The sequence below is a fragment of the Micromonospora sp. NPDC049645 genome (assembly GCF_040675155.1).
GTDB lineage: Bacteria > Actinomycetota > Actinomycetes > Mycobacteriales > Micromonosporaceae > Micromonospora.
The window spans coordinates 344,903-360,796 of sequence record NZ_JBFAOI010000004.1; the positions used below are offsets into that span (position 1 = coordinate 344,903).

Genomic DNA, 15,894 nt, shown 5'->3' on the forward strand with positions numbered 1-15,894 from the left:
GGTGCTGCGGGGACGTCAGGCCAGCTGGGTGCGGTGCCGGCGAACGAGGTACCAGCCACCGAGGGTTACCAGCACCAGTAGGGCGATACCGCCGACCGTGTAGACCAGCCAGCTCGGCCCGTTGGACGTCGCGACCGTCATCGGGGCCGCGACGGGCAGGACGATCGTGCCGGTGGCGGTGCGTTCGACGGTGCCGCTGGCGAGCTTCGCGTGCACCTCCCAGGTGCCCGCGGGCAGGGACTGGTTGACCTCGATCCGGACCTGGCCGCTCTGACCGGGCAGGATCGTCACACCGTTGGTCACCTTGAACGGGCCGGCCTGAACCGCCGCCTTGCGTAGCGACGCGGTGCCGGTCATGTCCAGGGCGCGTTGACCGGTGTTGGTGACCTTCGCGGTGACCACGGGGAACTCACCGGTGCCGGGTTCGGCGCCCAGTCCGTCGATCCGGAAGTCCGACGGTGGTTCGCCACCCGGACCGATGTCGAGGTAGACCCGGATGCCCACCCGGTGGATCTGGGTGACGTTGCCGGTGCGCTCCTTCGCGCTGGTGACCTGCGCCCAGATCGCCGCGTACCGCTCGCCCTTGCTCGCCTTCTTCGGGACGGCGATCTCGACCTCGACCGGCCGTCGCTCGCCCGGGTCCAGCTCCATGGCGGCGGTCCTCAACCGGATCCACCCGCTGAGTTCGTTACCCGTACGCGCGTCGGGCACGGTGAAGGCGTTGTTCTCGATCGATGCCGCTCCGGAGTAGAACTCGATCTTCTGCGTCTCGGCGGAGGTGTTCTGCACCTCGACCCGGCGGTGGATCGTCGTGCCGGGCTTCAGGTGATCCACGATGTAGACCTGGGCGCGGGGGTCCTGCACCCGACTTGCGGGGATGTCCAGCATGCGGATGCTGATCGCGGCTTCCTCGGCCGGTTCCTGTCGCTGCTCCCGCACGGCAACGGCTGGTGCCGCCGAAACCCCGAGCGCCACGAGGGCGACCGAGACCAGCAGCACCAGCCGGCCGAGCGGCTCAGAACACCGAATGTGTCACCGTCCCCGTGTAGACACCCTGGACGGTGCCGACGGGCACGTTCACCACCAGGGTCGGGTTCCAGGTGGCGAAGTTGTTGCCGGTGCCGCCGGTGTGGCTCATCGCCGTCCGCGGGACGTTGATGATCACCTGCTGGGCCGCGGTGGGCTGGCCCGGCGTGAAGGTACCGCCACCGGCGGTCGCCGTGGCGGGGCCCGACCAGTACAGGACGTTGATGTTCGGGATCGTCTCCCCGGAGGTGCCGCCGCCGGTGGTGAAGTCGGTGGAGATGACGGTGGCAGTCCAGTTGGGGGTGAGCGAGCCACGCTGGTCCAGCACGGTGACCGGGCCGAGTTGACCGGTGACGGTCGAGCCCTCCACGCCGTGCCCGATGTTCACCGACGCCGGCACCGTGATCGACAGACCACCGGCGGCGTCCACGGTCAGCGTGACGATCGTGTCGCCCGTGGTGTCCGCGGCGGCCGGTCCGGCGAGTGCGACGACGGCGGCAATGCCGGCCACGCCCGCGAGAATTTTTCTACGCATCGAGTCTCCTTTGTCCTCAAAGAACCCATAGGAAGCGTTTAAGAGACTAACTACGCAAAACGCCCATCGCGGGGCGAATAACACCAGGATCACCTGATGGTCGATCGTCGAAGACGGCGCCGGACCTGGTCGGACGGTCGGGGACGGGGGTCGGGCCGGGTCGGGCGGCCTCCCCATGATCGTGCTCGATCCTGGAGGTAGTGGTGTCCTCGGCGCGGGAGGGGCCTCGTTCCTGGATCGAGCACGATCATGAGGCCCTCGTCGCGTTCGGAGCCGGTCGCGGAGGGCGGTCGCGGAGGGCGGTCGCGGAGTGCGGGCATGGAGGCCGGGCACGGCAAGGGCTCGGCGGCACTATGGCCACCGAGCCCCTGCGCGCAGATTCAGGCCGGCACCACGTACGGGAAGGTGGCGGCGCGGGCGGCCTTCGTGACGTCCGGAGTGAGGCCGGACGTGGTGCCGGTGTTGAGGATCAGGGAGAACATCACCTCGGGCGCGTTGTCCGCCATGGTGCGGCCGTTGCGGACCGCGAAGCCGAAGTTGGCGGCCGTGCCGACCTTGTACGACAGCAGGTCCGGGTAGAGCTGCCGGGCGACGTTCCAGCCGTACGCCTGCGGGTCCGGCGCCGTGCCGTTCGCCTTGACGACCCCGGCGACCGCGTTCGCGATCTCCTCGCCGCCCTCGGTGAGGTCGTTGCCGGGGTGGCGGAAGTTGGCCGGGTTCGAGAAGTCGGTGTCGTGCGGCCAGAAGATCGGCCACATCATCGGGTGGCCGGCGCGGTTGATCTGGCGCCATCCGCCGGCGTCGGTGGCCAGCATCGTGCGACACCACACGCCGATCTCGGTGCCGTCGCGCAGCAGTGGCTCGTCATGGGAGACCTCGAGGACGATCGACTCGACGGTCGTGCCGGCGAAGCTGTTCTTGGCTTGGTCGACGCGCCACGCTGAGCGGTCCACCTTCGATCCGTTTCCGACCGCGCCGTTGATGGTGGCGAGTTCGTCGAGGTCGATGTAGAACGGGTCGGTGATCCGCCCGGCCCAGATCCGGACGTTGCCGCCGGTGGTCACCTCGCCGGTGCGCCCCTCGGCGATGGGAGTGCCCATGGCGGCGTCGTCGCGGGCGTCCGCTCCGGTGAGCTCGTACAGCTGGAGGGTCTGCTTGGCGTCGCCATCCGGCTCGCCGAAGGCGAATCGGTAGGTCAGGTCCTCTATCTCCGCGCCGTTGATGTGAATCTTGATCTCGTAGCGCGCCTCGGCGTGGAAGCCGCGCTTGATGTCGGCCTTGGTCACCGAGCTGTTGACGTCCATCACGAACACGGTGGCGCGATCACCGTTGAAGACGTACAGGTCGTCGATGTAGAGCTGACCGCCCTGGGCGGCGAGGGGGGTGTCGAGGTGGTGCGACATGAGCTCACTCCCGGAACTGCCGGATTTTGGACTAATCCGAACATAGTGGGCGTAAGCCTTGGTGCTCTCCGCATCGAGCTAATTCGGGTTCACGGCGGCGGACGGGCGGGCCATGCCCCTCGGTGGTGTCGCCCCGCGTCGCCACAGGCGCGACGGCGGGCCGCCCGAGCTGTTCCCGGACGGCCCACGCGCTCGTGCCGGTGTCGTCAGACGCGGGACCACTTCTGGTTGGCGGCACCGATGCAATCCCACAGGTGCAGCTTTCCGCCGTTGTTGGGGTTGGCTTCCCGTACGTCCACGCACTTGTTGGCGTTGAGGTTGACCAGGTCGCCGGCGGCGTTGAGGGTGAAGCGCTGCGCGGTGTTGCCGTTGCAGCTGACCAGGTTGACCTCGGTGCCGTTGGCGGTGCCGGCCCAGGCCGGGTCCATGCACTTGCCCATCGCGCGGATGGTCCCATCGGAGGCGAAGGTCCAGCTCTGGGCCGCCGTGGTGTTGCAGTCCCAGATCTGGAGCTTCGCGCCCTCGACCGGGTTGGCGCCGGGGATGTCGATGCAGCGACCGCTCTGCGCTCCCCTGATCCGGCTGGTGCCGGGGGCCGGGTCGCCGCCGCCCGAGGTGTAGCTGGACACGCGGACGTAGTCGACGAGCATCTGCTGCGGGAACTGCGTCGAGCCGTCCGGGTAGCCGGGCCAGTTACCGCCGACCGCCACGTTGAGGATCATGAAGAACGGGTGGTCGAACACCCAGCGGTTGCCGCCGAGCCGGGCGGGATCGACCCGGTGGTACTGCACACCGTCGATGTACCACGTGATCACGTTCGGCTCCCAGTCCACCCGGTAGGTGTGGAAGCCGTCGGCGAGGGGCGATCCGAGGGTACGACTGCCGGTGATGCCGCCACCGCCGGAGTAGCCGGGGCCGTGCACGGTGCCGTAGACGGTGTTGGGCTCCCTGCCGATGTTCTCCATGACGTCGATCTCGCCGGCGTCGGGCCACCCGCCGCCGGTGCCGAGCATCCAGAAGGCCGGCCAGATGCCCTGACCGCGCGGGATCTTGATACGCGCCTCGAATCGCCCGTACGTCTGGGTGAAGGTGGCCGCCGTCAGCAGCCGGGCCGAGGTGTACTCGCAGCGCCCGTAGTGGCACTGGTAGTTCGCGGGGTTGTCCCGCCGGGCGGTGATCACCAGGTTGCCCTGGCCGTCGTGGACGGCGTTGCTGGTGCTGTTGGTGTAGTACTGCCGCTCGTTGTTGCCCCAGCCGCCGCCGCCGATGTCGAACCGCCATTTGTTCTGGTCCACGGGTGTGCCGGCCGGGGAGTTGAACTCGTCCTGCCAGCTGATCGGGCCGATGGCGGCCTCGGCCCGGTCGGGATGCACCGGGAGGACGAGCGCCGTGGTGGTCGCGATGAGGGCGACCGCCAGGAGTACGAGCGGGCGAAAGCGGAGGCTGGGGCGGGCTGTGAACACGGGAGGCTCCTCAGCGTGGGTGGTGGCGGAGGTCGGCGTGGGTGGTGTGGCGGGGTCTGTGCAACCGGAGCGGAGAGCGCTCTCTAAAGCGAAGCATGTCGATATGGTGCCCTTTCTGTCAAGACTGTTTCCAATATCACGACCGTCCGTTACCGCCCGATGCTGGCCCGTGAGCGCCGGGGTCGGCGAGCGACATCCAGCGTGACGCATGTCGATGCCTCCGAGGTGGACGGCGCTAACCCGGCAACGACGTGCGGCAACGCGGGGCGTTACTCGATAGCGGTCGAATCGACCTTTCCTATTGCCGTGGGGCGTCCACCCGGGACAGGATGACGAGGCGTGCCGGAAACGTTCCCGTAACCTGCGCGCTGCTGGTCTCTGTCACAAGGAAGTGGGAGTCAGTCATGAGCGAGGCGTCGACGGCGCTGGGTGTGCGCCTCTACCCGGATCTGGTCGAGCGGGGTGGGTTGGCCCCCGCGCTCATCGAAACCGCTACCCGCAACGCGCTCGACGTCGGCCGCGTCACCGCCCCGGAGCAGGGGCGAGCCCGATTCACCTGCGCCGAGCTGCACTCCGACGAGGGCGTGGTCTGCGTCGGGCTGGGCTCGCAGGCTCGATATTTCATGATCGACATTCGGGTGTCGGGAGAGGTCCTCGCCCGTGGCGACGTCATGGACCTGATGCGGGTCGCCCAGGTGGCCGCGGCCTGGCGGGCCGGCCTGACCATCGCCGAGCTGACCGCCCGGTTCCCGTTCATGGAGGAAATCAAGCACCGCCCGGCGCCGGTGGCCCAGCTCAGCTGACCAGGCCGCGGGGCCGCCCGGCCGGCAGATCAGCACCGCAGCCGAGGTGGCAGCGGTGCCACGACACCGACGTCACGGTTGAGATAGGTCGACCGGACGAAGTCGACGAAACGTTCCGCGTCGGTGGCCGTGGAGGCCAGCCCGAACGAGACCCGGACCGCGCCGCCCGTCGGTAGCCCCAGCGCGGCAAGGTACTGGTCGATCGTGTCGACCCCCGCCAACTGCCGCTGCCGCATGGCCGTCCGGCTCATCCCGAACGCGCCCTCAGCCGCGCCCGGGTTACAGAAACAGCCGGTACGTAGGGAGAAACCGGCCGCTGCGGCTTCCCGCGCGACGAGCCGTTCGTCGACCGGCGTGCCGTCCGGGTGGCGCAGGTTGAACGTGACCGTGCCGCCGCGCCCGGTGCCCGAGGTCGGCCCGTACACCTGGACCAGCGGCCCGCCGGTGTCGTGGCGCAGGGTGGTCAGCCGGTCCAGCAGCCATCCGGTGAGCAGACCGACTCGGGCGTGCACGAGATCCACGCCGATCGAGTCGAGCCAGCGCAACCCGAACTCCACGTCCGGGATGCTCAGGAAGTTGAGCGTGCCGTCCTCGAACGCCGACTCGTCGTCCATCGGCCGGTGCCAGTCGCCCTGCACGCTGACCGCCCGGATCGTGCCGCCGGCGAACCACGGTCGACGCAGCCGGGCCAGCGCCTCGCGGCGGGCCAGCAGCGCACCGATCCCGGTCGGGTAGCCGAAGAGCTTGTACCAGCTCAGGCACACGAAGTCCGCCCGGACGACGCTGAGGTCAAGTCGGTTCGTCGGCGCGAAGGCGGCAGCGTCGAGCAGTACGTCGTAGCCCCGCTGGTGGGCCAGCTCCACCCAGCTCAGCGGGTGCTGCACGCCGGAGAAGTTGCTCTGCGCCGGGTAGGCGAACAACCCCCGACGACCGGGCCGACCCCACCGCCGGACGAGGCCGCCCCGGCCGGCGTCGAGCGCCCTGACCAGGTCCGACTCGGCGACCCGCAGCTCCGGCCCACTCAGCGGGACGTAGCGTACGGACGCGCCGGCCGACCGGGCGTACTCGCGGATGCCGTTGACCGAGTTGTGGTTGTCCCAGGTCAGCACCAGCGGCGCGGTGCTACCGAACTCGTACGCCTCGCCGACCAGCCGGCACGCGCCGCTGGCGTTCGGGGTGAAGACGACCGCGTACTCGGCCGGGTCGGCGCGGAAGAAGTCGAGGACCGCGCGTCGTGCCGACTCCACCAGCGAGCCCGCCGCCGCACTCGTCGGGTTCTCCGAGTGCGGGTTGCTGTAGAGGCCGGCGAGCAGCCGATCGTGATGTTCGCGAACCTGCGCCCGGGACGCCACCCCGGCCCCGGTGTAGTCGAGGTACACCTGCCCGTCGGTGTCCAGGTGCCGGTACTCGGTGGCGCGCAGTTCGTCGATCCGCCCGGTGGCGGTGTAACCCGGTAGCGCGGTGGGGGAGGTGTGCGGGGTCGATTCAGGACGCACGGCGGGAGTCCCGTCGGAGCAGCACCGCCCAGGTCGCGCTCAGGAAGAGCAGCACGAAGCCGCCGAGCACCAGCCAGTTGACCCAGACCGGCCGGGAGAAGCTGTCGCCGTACGTGGCCAGCAGTGGCGGGCCGAGCGGGGAGCCACCGTCGCGCCAGAGCCGCTCCACCCCGGCGGTGTGCCCCAGACCCTCGAACGCCCACCGGTTAGACATCGCGTAGCTGAGCCACTGACCGCCGCGCGCCATGGCCGGCACCGGCAGGATCGCGCCGACGAACAGCACCTGCGGGAAGCAGAGCATCGGCAGCATGAGCGTCGCCTGGGCCGCGTCGGACACGGCCGCCGAGCAGAGCAGACCGAGAGCGAGCGCCGCCGCCGAGGAGAGCAGCAGGGTCGCGTACAGGGCGGCGAAGTCGGCGCCGCCGACCGGTGGCAGCCGGTCCATGCCGCGCAGCACCCCGAGCAGGGCCAGGTCGACCAGGGCCAGCAGCGGCAGCAGCACCGCCACCTTCGCCGACAAGTACGGCACCAGCCGGACGCCCGCCAGCCGTTCCCGACGCAGGATCGGCAGCTCGGTGCAGATCTGCAGGAGCCCGTAGGTCAGCCCGAAGAAGAAGCCGCCGAACGCGATCCAGAACAGGATCATCACGGTCACCGTCGGGCTGGGTCTGGTCGGCTCGAACGCCCCCGGACGGAACAGCAGCGCGAACATGCCCAGCACCATCAGCGGCGAGCCGAGCAGGATCGCCAGGGTTAGCCGGTTGCGGACGACGATCTCCGCGTTGCGCGCGGTGAGGACGGCCCACTGGCGCAGCCGGCCGACCCGTCGGGGCACCGGGGCAGCGGTGGCACCGGCATGGGTCGCCGGGGCCGGGGGACTGGCGTCGGGCCGCGCGGCGAAGCGATCGGGCCACTCGGCGGGATGCGTCGCCTCGTCGAGCCGGAGGTGCACCTCGACGAGGGACCGCAGGCCGAAGAACTCCCGCGCGGCGGCCGGGGTGCCGGTGAACGCCAGACGGCCCTGGCGGGTCAGCACGACGACCCGGTCGCAGTGGTCCACGTCGGTGACCTGGTGGGTGGTCAGCACCACGGTGGCGCCGCTGTCGGCGAGGGCGCGCAGCACCCGGAGCAGCTCCACGGCGATCGCCGGGTCCAACCCGGAGGTGGGCTCGTCCAGGAAGAAGACACCTGGCCGGGTGAGCAGCTCGACGGCGATGCTGGCGCGTTTGCGTTCACCGCCGCTGAGCAGGCCGACGGGTGTGCCGGCCCGGTCGGTGAGGCGCAGCTCGGCGAGCACCTCCGCGACCCGGTCACCGACCTCGGTCGGGCCGGCGGAGGGTAGGCGCAGGCGGGCGGCGTACCGCAGGGTGCGCGCCAGGGGCAGCTCACGGTGGATGATGTCGTCCTGCGGAACGACTCCGATCGCGCCGGCCGCGGCGATGCCGGCGTACGTCACGGTGCCCGTCGTCGGTTCCCGTACCCCGGCCAGTATCTCCAGCAGGGTGGTCTTGCCGGCACCGCTGGCGCCGATGATCGCGACCAGCTCGCCCGGCGCGATGTCCAGCGAGATGCCGTCCAGGATCTGACACCCACCCCGGACGCTCTGGCCGAGCCGATGAGCGGCGATGCCGACACCGGCACGTGGGGGAGACGTGGTCTGCTCGGTCGTCATGTCGGGTGCTCGATCCGGTCGGGAGTGGTCCGCCTGAATATCGTGCCCCGCCGATGCTACTGAGCGGTCGCTCGGTGCGCCCGAAGTGGACGGTCAGCGACTGTCGCCCGTTCAGCCAGTCACCCTGCCGGCGGGTTCGGTCAGGCCACCGGGACCCCGGCGAAGAACCGCCGCAACGCCTGGGCGACCAGGGCGGGTGCCGTCATGGTCACGAAATGCGACTGACCTGGCCAGACGACGTAGCGCGCCGCCGGGATCGTGGTCGCGAGCGCGTTCATCGTGGTGGGCATCGGCTCCCAGGTGTCGGCGCCGGCCAGCAGCAGGGTCGGTACGGCGATGGAGGACCACCGGGTGATGTCCGTGCTGTCCTGCGCGAGGGCCTCAAGGTCGTGCAGCCAGCCGACCGCCGAGCGGCGCGCCTCGACCGGATCGGGCCGCCGGTCGCCGGCACCGGCGGCGATCGCGGCGACGACCTCGGCCGGGACCCGCGTCACGTCGTTCAGGGCCGCCGCCATCGCGGCGGCGTCGTCGCGCTCGAAGGCGGCACGGTACCGGTTGAGCAGCGGCGCGATCTCCGCCCCGGCCGCGAAGAGCGGCGGCTCGAAGACGGCCAGGGAACGCACGTCACGCGGCTCGGCCGACGTGGTGTGCAGCGCCAGGGTGGCGCCGTAGGACGCCCCGACGAGGTGGACCGGTCGGCCCGAGGAGCGGCGGGCCGTCTCGATGACGGCGACCAGGTCGGCCGTCTCGTCCCGGAACGACTTGACGCCGGGTGGAACGTCACTGGGACCGTAGCCGCGCCGGGCCGGCAGCCACACCTCGTGATCGTGGGCGAGGTCATCCGCGACGGCGGCCCACGAGTGCAGCCCGCCACCCGAGCCGTGCACCAGGACGACGGGGTCGCCGACGCCCAGGCGCCGGACCACCAGGCGGGTTCCGTCGGCCGACTCGACCGACTGATCGTGGCTGTTCATCGTTGCTCCCGGGTCGTGGTCGGCCAGTTGCTCAGAGTGGTGTGCACCGCGTCGAGGATCGAGCGCCAGGACGCGTCGACGGCGCGGGGATGCCCGAAACCCTCGACGGTTTCGAGGCTCGCGAAGCCATGGAAGGTGCTGCGGACGAATCGCATCGCGTCGGTCAGGGCCGGTTCGTCCAGCCCGTAGCCGCGCAGCATCGCGTAACTCAGCTCGATCATGCGCAGGTGCCCCGCCGACCTCGTGCCGACCTCGGCCGGCAACTGGAGTTGCGTCGCCGCGTACTGCCCCGGGTGCCCGACGGCGAACGCGCGCCAGGCGTCGGCGTACCCGATCAGGGCCTGGCGACCTGCCCGCCCGGCCACGGCGATCGCGAGCGCGTCGGCGAACGTCGCCGCCGCCCGGACCGCGACGTGCTCGATCAACGCGTCGCGGCTGCGGACGTGCGCGTACAGGGCGGCGTCCGAGACCCCGAAGTGCCGGGCGACGGCCGCGACGGTCAACCGCGACAGGCCGACCGAGTCCGCCAGCTCGGCAGCGGCCGCCGACACCCGCGCGCTTGTCAGACCCTGCCGTGGCATACCAACCTTCGTATCACTAGGAAATATCTTAGGGCTCCTAAGTTAGCACGGGCTCCGGGAGGCATGAACGGCTCAGTCGGGGGAAGACCGGCCGTTCCACCGCGGAACAGGAGAGCCGGGATGAGAGCCGTCGTCTACGCCGACGTCCGGACCGTCGCCGTGCGGGAGGTGCCCGACGCGACGCTGGAGGCGTCGACCGACGCGCTCGTGCGCATCACCTCCACCGCCCTGTGCGGCACCGACCTGCACATGTACGACGGGCGGACCAGCGCCCAGCCCGGCCTGGTGCTCGGTCACGAACCGCTGGGCGTGGTGCAGGAGGTGGGCAGCGCGGTGCAGACCATCCGGCCGGGCGCCCGGGTGGTGATTCCCACCCACCTGTTCTGCGGGACGTGTGTGATGTGCGCCCGTGGGCTCTCGGCGGCCTGCCTGCGGGCTCGGGCCGAGGGGCCGGGTGCGGCCTACGGCTACGCCGGCATGGGTCCGTACCGGGGCGCGCAGGCCGATCTGCTGCGTGTGCCGTGGGCCGACGCCAACTGCGTGCCCGTGCCGGGCGAGCCGGGGGACGGGTACGAGGACGACTTCGTACTGCTCGCCGACGCGTTCGTCACCGGGTGGCACGCCGCCGCCACCCTCGCCGAGGTCGGGCCGGGTGACACCGTGGCGGTGTTCGGCGCCGGCACCATCGGCCTGCTCGGCACGTACTCGGCGCTGCTTCGGGGCGCCCGGGTGGTGTACTGCGTCGACGGCGTCGACGCCCGGCTCGACAAGGCCGGCGAGATCGGCGCCGTACCGATCGACTTCCGCCGGGGCGACCCGGTCGAGCAGATCCGCGCCGACCGGGCCCGGCACGGGCTGCCGCTCGGCGAGGAGAAGCTGGGCGGGGTCGACAAGGTCATCGACGCGGTCGGTTTCCAGGCCCGCGACCGCGAGCATCCCGACCAGGAGTGTCCGAACCAGGTCATCTCCGACGCGTCCCGGTTGGTCAACGCCACCGGAGCGATCGCGGTCGCCGGGGTGTTCCCGGACCAGGATCCCCACCCCGGCCCCGGCGCCGACGGTCACGAGAACCTGGTCGCGCCGTGGGGCGCGCTGTTCAGCAAGGGGGTCACGGTCCGGTTCGGCCGCACCCACGACCGCCGCTACACGGCGATGCTGCGGGACCTGGTCGTCGCGGGCCGGGCGCGACCCAGCAGGATCGTCACCCACCACGGCACCCTCGCCGACGCACCCGATTTCTACCGCCGCTTCGACCGGCGGGAAGACGGCGTGATCAAGGTGGTGCTGCACCCGAGCTGACGGTCGCCCCCGCACGCCGCGACCTGCCGTACACGACGCGACGTAACGGACAGCTGGGCACTGACCCGTCGTCCGACGCCATCGTTCCGGCACGGCGGTGGTCGATGTCTCGGGCCGGTAGAGGCGTGGGTCACATCAGCCGCCCGAGGGTCCTGCCGGCCTCTCGCGCGTGACGCTGCGGCCGATGCCGATCACCGGCGTTCGATGGGGCGGTGGGCGCGGCGCGCCGTTCCGCACCCCGTTCCCGGTGCGTCTTGCCTGGTGGGACGGCGGCCGGTAGCGGCCGGAGTCGATCAGCGCGTTGTCGCAGGTCGCGCGGGTGTCGTGGGGGAAGCCGGGGTCCCGGGAGGGGCTGCGGTGGCGGCTGTGGCGGGCGAACACTGTGCCACATCTATATTGCCGGATTGTTACCTTTTCAACAGTCCCTCGCCTTGCGGATGGCCCTCCGGCCGCAATACGTTGCCGTCAACAACAAAACCGAGTGAAGGTTCAACCTTCCGGAGGCAACCGATGACGTTGGCGAGGTGGTACGAGCGATGAGCGACGTGCCCATCCTCCTTGAGATGCGCTCCATCACCAAGGAGTTTCCCGGAGTCAAGGCCCTCTCCGACGTCAACCTGGTGGTTCGCGCCGGCGAGATCCATGCCATCTGCGGCGAGAACGGCGCGGGCAAGTCCACCCTGATGAAGGTGCTCAGCGGGGTCTACCCGTACGGCACCTACGACGGCAAGATCGTCTACCAGGGGTCGGAGAGCAAGTTCTCCGACATCCGGGCCAGCGAGAACGCCGGCATCGTGATCATCCACCAGGAGCTCGCGCTCATTCCAGGAATGTCGATCGCCGAGAACATCTTCCTCGGCAACGAACCGCGCAAGCGGGGCGCGATCGACTGGAAGGCCGCGAACCGGATGGCGCTGGACCTGATGGCCCGGGTCGGTCTGGAAGAGGACCCGGACACCCTGATCAAGGACATCGGGGTCGGCAAGCAGCAGCTCGTCGAGATCGCCAAGGCGTTCGCCAAGGACGTGAAGCTGCTCATCCTGGACGAGCCCACGGCCGCGCTGAACGAGGCCGACTCGCGGCACCTGCTGGACCTGCTGCGGGGCTTCCGCTCCCGCGGCATCACCTCGATCATGATCTCGCACAAGCTGAACGAGATCGAGGCGATCGCCGACCAGATCACCATCCTGCGCGACGGCCGGACCGTGGAGACCCTCGACGTCAAGGCGGACGGGGTCGACGAGGACCGGATCGTGCGCGGCATGGTCGGTCGCGAGCTGAGCAGCCGGTTCCCGGACCACACGCCGAAGATCGGCGAGGTCTTCTTCGAGGTCCGCAACTGGAACGTCCGGCACCCGATCTCCGCCGAGCGGCAGGTCTGCAAGAACGAGAGCTTCGTGGTGCGCCGCGGCGAGATCGTCGGCTTCGCCGGCCTGATGGGCGCGGGCCGCACCGAACTCGCGATGAGTGTCTTCGGCCGCTCCTACGGGGTGTACGAGTCGGGCACGATCATCAAGGACGGCAAGGAGATCGTCCTGAAGTCGGTCGCCGACGCGATCGACAACGGGCTCGCGTACGTCAGCGAGGACCGCAAGGCGATCGGCCTCAACCTGCTCGACGACATCAAGACGTCGACGGTGGCCGCCAAGCTGTCCAAGATCTCGCACCACGGCGTGCTCGACGAGGTTGAGGAGTACCAGGCGGCCGAGGCGTACCGCAAGGAGTTGCGGACCAAGGCCCCGACGGTCGACGAGAGCGTCTCCAAGCTCTCCGGCGGCAACCAGCAGAAGGTCGTCCTGGCCAAGTGGATGTTCACCGACCCGGACCTGCTGATCCTCGACGAGCCGACGCGCGGCATCGACGTGGGTGCCAAGTACGAGATCTACGGCATCATCCAGCGGCTCGCCGACCAGGGGAAGGGCGTCGTCGTCATCTCCTCGGAGCTGCCTGAGCTGATCGGGCTCTGCGACCGCATCTACACCGTGTTCGAAGGCGCCATCACGGGCGAGATCGCCCGAGCGGACGCCACCCCGGAAAACCTCATGAAGCAGATGACCTCGACGAAGAAGATGCTGACACGATGAGCCGATTGAAGGACCTTCAGAAGAACCTCTTCGGAGGCACCACCTCCAACGCTCGCCAGTTCGGGATGATCTTCACCCTGGTGGCGATCGTCGTCCTGTTCCAGATCCTGACCGATGGCCTCACCCTCCGGTCGGACAACCTGATCGCGCTGTTCCAGCAGAATTCGTACATTCTGATCCTGGCCATCGGCATGCTCATGGTGATCGTGGCCGGGCACATCGACCTGTCGGTCGGCTCGGTCGCCGCCTTCGCCGGCATCCTGGTCGCCAAGTCGATGACCGAGTGGGATCTGCCCTGGCCCGCCGCCATCGTGTTCGGCCTCGCCATCGGCGCGGTGATCGGCGCCTGGCAGGGCTTCTGGGTGGCCTACATCGGGGTGCCGGCGTTCATCGTCACCCTGGCCGGCATGCTGCTCTTCCGCGGCGGCAACCAGTTCATCGGTAACGCGCAGAGCATCCCGGTGCCGGAGGGCTTCCGGGAGATCGGCTCCGGGTTCCTGCCCGAGTTCGGCCCGAACACCGGCTACAACAACGCCACCCTGCTACTCGGCCTGGCCGCGGCGGCGGCGGTGGTGTGGCGCGAGCTCCAGGCGCGCAAGACCCGCCGCGCGATGGACGCCGACCCGGCGCCGATGTGGATCTCGGTTCTGCGGATGGCCATCATGGTCGGGGTCATCGCCTTCGCGGCGCTGCGCTTCGCCAGCGGTCGGGTCGGCACCAGCTTCCCGATCTCCGGCATCATCCTGCTGGTCCTGGTCATCGCGTACTCCTTCTACACCCGCAACACGGCCGGCGGCCGGCACATCTACGCGGTGGGCGGCAACTCCCGGGCGGCAGAGCTGTCCGGTGTGAAGCTCAAGCGGGTCAACTTCTTCGTCATGATGAACATGTCCGTCCTGGCCGCGCTGGCCGGCATGATCTTCGTGGCCCGTTCGGCGGCCTCCGGTCCGCAGGACGGCAACGGCTGGGAGCTGGACGCGATCGCCGCGGTCTTCATCGGTGGCGCGGCCGTCGCCGGCGGTATCGGCACCATCAGCGGCTCGATCGTTGGTGGTCTCGTGATGGCCGTGCTCAACAACGGTCTCCAGCTGATGGGCGTCGGTACCGACCGCGTCCAGATCATCAAGGGCCTGGTCCTGCTGCTGGCCGTCGCGATCGACGTCTACAACAAGAGCCAGGGGCGCTTCTCCATCATCGGGAGCCTGATGCGGCCCTTCCGCCGCGACGACTCCGCCCCACCCGCCTCACCGCCGGACGCGGAGCGCGAGCCCGCCAAGGCAGCGGTGTCCGGCTGACGGCCACCGACCTCTCCACCCGTCTCACATCCAGAAAGGCAAGTCCTCACCATGCGTAAAATCTTCGGCACGTCGGTGGTGGCCATCAGCGCCGCCGCCATGCTGGCCCTCGCCGGCTGCGGCTCCGGCCGCGACGGCGACAGCGGCTCCGGCGGCGAGGCAGCCAAGGGCTTCGCGGCGAACTCGCTGATCGGCGTGGCCCTCCCGGCCAAGACCTCGGAAAACTGGGTCCTCGCCGGTGACCTGTTCACCAACGGTCTCAAGGAGGCCGGTTTCCAGGCTGACGTGCAGTACGCCGGCGCGTCGACCACGGTCGCCGACCAGCAGGCCCAGATCACCGCCATGACCACCAAGGGCGCCAAGGTCATCGTCATCGGCGCGACCGACGCCGCGCAGCTGTCGACCCAGGTCGCCGCCGCGCACGCCGCCGGCGCCAAGGTGATCGCGTACGACCGTCTGATCAAGAACACGCCGGACCTCGACTACTACGTCGCGTTCGACAACTTCAAGGTCGGCCAGCTCCAGGGCCAGGCCCTGCTGGACGGCATGAAGGCCAAGAAGCCGAACGGCCCGTACAACATCGAGCTGTTCTCCGGCTCGCCGGACGACAACAACGCCGGTGTCTTCTTCGACGGCGCGATGAGCGTGCTCAAGCCGGAGATCGACAAGGGCACCGTCGTCGTCGCCTCGGGTCAGAAGGACGTCAAGCAGACCGCCATCCAGGGCTGGAAGGCCGAGGGTGCGCAGGCCCGCATGGACCAGCTGCTGACCTCGACCTACGGCAGCAAGGAGCTGGACGGCGTCCTCTCCCCGAACGACACGCTGGCCCGCGCCATCCTGACCTCGGTCAAGGGTGCCGGCAAGCCGACCCCGGTCGTCACCGGTCAGGACTCCGAGGTCGAGTCGGTCAAGTCGATCGTCGCTGGCGAGCAGTACATGACGATCAACAAGGACACCCGCAACCTGGTGAAGGAGACCATCAACATGGTCAAGGCTCTCCAGGCCGGCAACGCCCCGCAGGTGAACGACACCAAGTCCTACAACAACGGCAGCAAGGTCGTCGACACGTACCTGCTCCCGCCGGTCGCCGTCACCAAGGCGAACGCGGCTGAGGCGTACGCCAACGACCCGAAGCTCGCGCCGCTCACCAAGTAACCACCGCACGGTAGGTAACGCCGATGGGTCCCGGGTCTCCTCTACCGGGACCCATCGTCGTCCCTGCACCCCCGCACCAACCGGCACCGACCCGGAAGGAGGTCTGAC

The 15,894-nt window shown here is 69.6% G+C and carries 13 protein-coding genes; 5 read left to right on the forward strand and 8 right to left on the reverse strand.

Annotated elements, in window-relative coordinates; all coding sequences use genetic code 11:
* Positions 1–15: 15 nt before the first annotated feature.
* The 4 genes from AB0J33_RS13100 to AB0J33_RS13115 form a co-directional block, all read right to left on the reverse strand.
* Positions 16–939 carry a hypothetical protein gene (locus AB0J33_RS13100; RefSeq protein ID WP_363612957.1) on the reverse strand — a complete coding sequence of 308 codons (924 nt, stop codon included), beginning with the start codon at positions 937–939 and terminating at the stop codon, positions 16–18.
* Between the two features lie 76 nt (positions 940–1,015).
* Positions 1,016–1,561 carry a hypothetical protein gene (locus AB0J33_RS13105; RefSeq protein WP_363612959.1) on the reverse strand — a complete coding sequence of 182 codons (546 nt, stop codon included), beginning with the start codon at positions 1,559–1,561 and terminating at the stop codon, positions 1,016–1,018.
* Between the two features lie 380 nt (positions 1,562–1,941).
* Positions 1,942–2,964: a DUF4331 family protein gene (locus tag AB0J33_RS13110; RefSeq protein ID WP_363612961.1), complete on the reverse strand. Its 1,023-nt coding sequence runs from the start codon at positions 2,962–2,964 to the stop codon at positions 1,942–1,944.
* 206 nt (positions 2,965–3,170) lie between these two features.
* Positions 3,171–4,427: a family 16 glycosylhydrolase gene (locus AB0J33_RS13115; RefSeq protein WP_363612963.1), complete on the reverse strand. Its 1,257-nt coding sequence runs from the start codon at positions 4,425–4,427 to the stop codon at positions 3,171–3,173.
* Between the two features lie 404 nt (positions 4,428–4,831).
* Here AB0J33_RS13115 and AB0J33_RS13120 point away from each other — a divergent pair, with 404 nt between their 5' ends.
* On the forward strand, positions 4,832–5,230 hold the full coding sequence (locus tag AB0J33_RS13120) for a hypothetical protein (RefSeq protein WP_363612965.1): 399 nt from the start codon (positions 4,832–4,834) through the stop codon (positions 5,228–5,230).
* 29 nt (positions 5,231–5,259) lie between these two features.
* Here the strand turns inward: AB0J33_RS13120 and AB0J33_RS13125 are convergent, their stop codons facing one another.
* From AB0J33_RS13125 to AB0J33_RS13140, 4 genes are all read right to left on the reverse strand, one after another.
* A complete protein-coding gene (locus tag AB0J33_RS13125) occupies positions 5,260–6,726 on the reverse strand; it encodes an aminotransferase class V-fold PLP-dependent enzyme (RefSeq protein WP_363612967.1) in 1,467 nt (488 codons plus the stop codon).
* The gene (locus AB0J33_RS13130) at positions 6,716–8,398 is read right to left on the reverse strand and encodes an ATP-binding cassette domain-containing protein (RefSeq protein WP_363612969.1); all 1,683 of its coding nucleotides are present in this window, start codon (positions 8,396–8,398) and stop codon (positions 6,716–6,718) included. The genes AB0J33_RS13125 and AB0J33_RS13130 overlap by 11 nt, the downstream gene beginning before the upstream one ends.
* A gap of 140 nt (positions 8,399–8,538) precedes the next feature.
* Positions 8,539–9,372, reverse strand: a complete 834-nt coding sequence (locus AB0J33_RS13135) for an alpha/beta hydrolase (RefSeq protein WP_363612971.1) — start codon at positions 9,370–9,372, stop codon at positions 8,539–8,541.
* The gene (locus tag AB0J33_RS13140) at positions 9,369–9,953 is read right to left on the reverse strand and encodes a TetR/AcrR family transcriptional regulator (protein WP_363612973.1); all 585 of its coding nucleotides are present in this window, start codon (positions 9,951–9,953) and stop codon (positions 9,369–9,371) included. Before AB0J33_RS13140 ends, AB0J33_RS13135 begins: the two co-directional genes overlap by 4 nt.
* A gap of 120 nt (positions 9,954–10,073) precedes the next feature.
* Here AB0J33_RS13140 and AB0J33_RS13145 point away from each other — a divergent pair, with 120 nt between their 5' ends.
* From AB0J33_RS13145 to AB0J33_RS13160, 4 genes are all read left to right on the forward strand, one after another.
* Positions 10,074–11,252, forward strand: a complete 1,179-nt coding sequence (locus AB0J33_RS13145) for a glutathione-independent formaldehyde dehydrogenase (protein ID WP_363612975.1) — start codon at positions 10,074–10,076, stop codon at positions 11,250–11,252.
* A 536-nt stretch (positions 11,253–11,788) separates the two neighbouring features.
* Positions 11,789–13,336 (forward strand): multiple monosaccharide ABC transporter ATP-binding protein, encoded by a 1,548-nt coding sequence (gene mmsA, locus AB0J33_RS13150; RefSeq protein ID WP_363612977.1) that lies wholly within the window; start codon positions 11,789–11,791, stop codon positions 13,334–13,336.
* Positions 13,333–14,631: a multiple monosaccharide ABC transporter permease gene (mmsB, locus tag AB0J33_RS13155; RefSeq protein WP_363612979.1), complete on the forward strand. Its 1,299-nt coding sequence runs from the start codon at positions 13,333–13,335 to the stop codon at positions 14,629–14,631. The genes mmsA and mmsB overlap by 4 nt, the downstream gene beginning before the upstream one ends.
* Before the next feature lie 51 nt (positions 14,632–14,682).
* Positions 14,683–15,786 carry a sugar-binding protein gene (locus tag AB0J33_RS13160; protein WP_363612981.1) on the forward strand — a complete coding sequence of 368 codons (1,104 nt, stop codon included), beginning with the start codon at positions 14,683–14,685 and terminating at the stop codon, positions 15,784–15,786.
* Positions 15,787–15,894 lie beyond the last annotated feature (108 nt).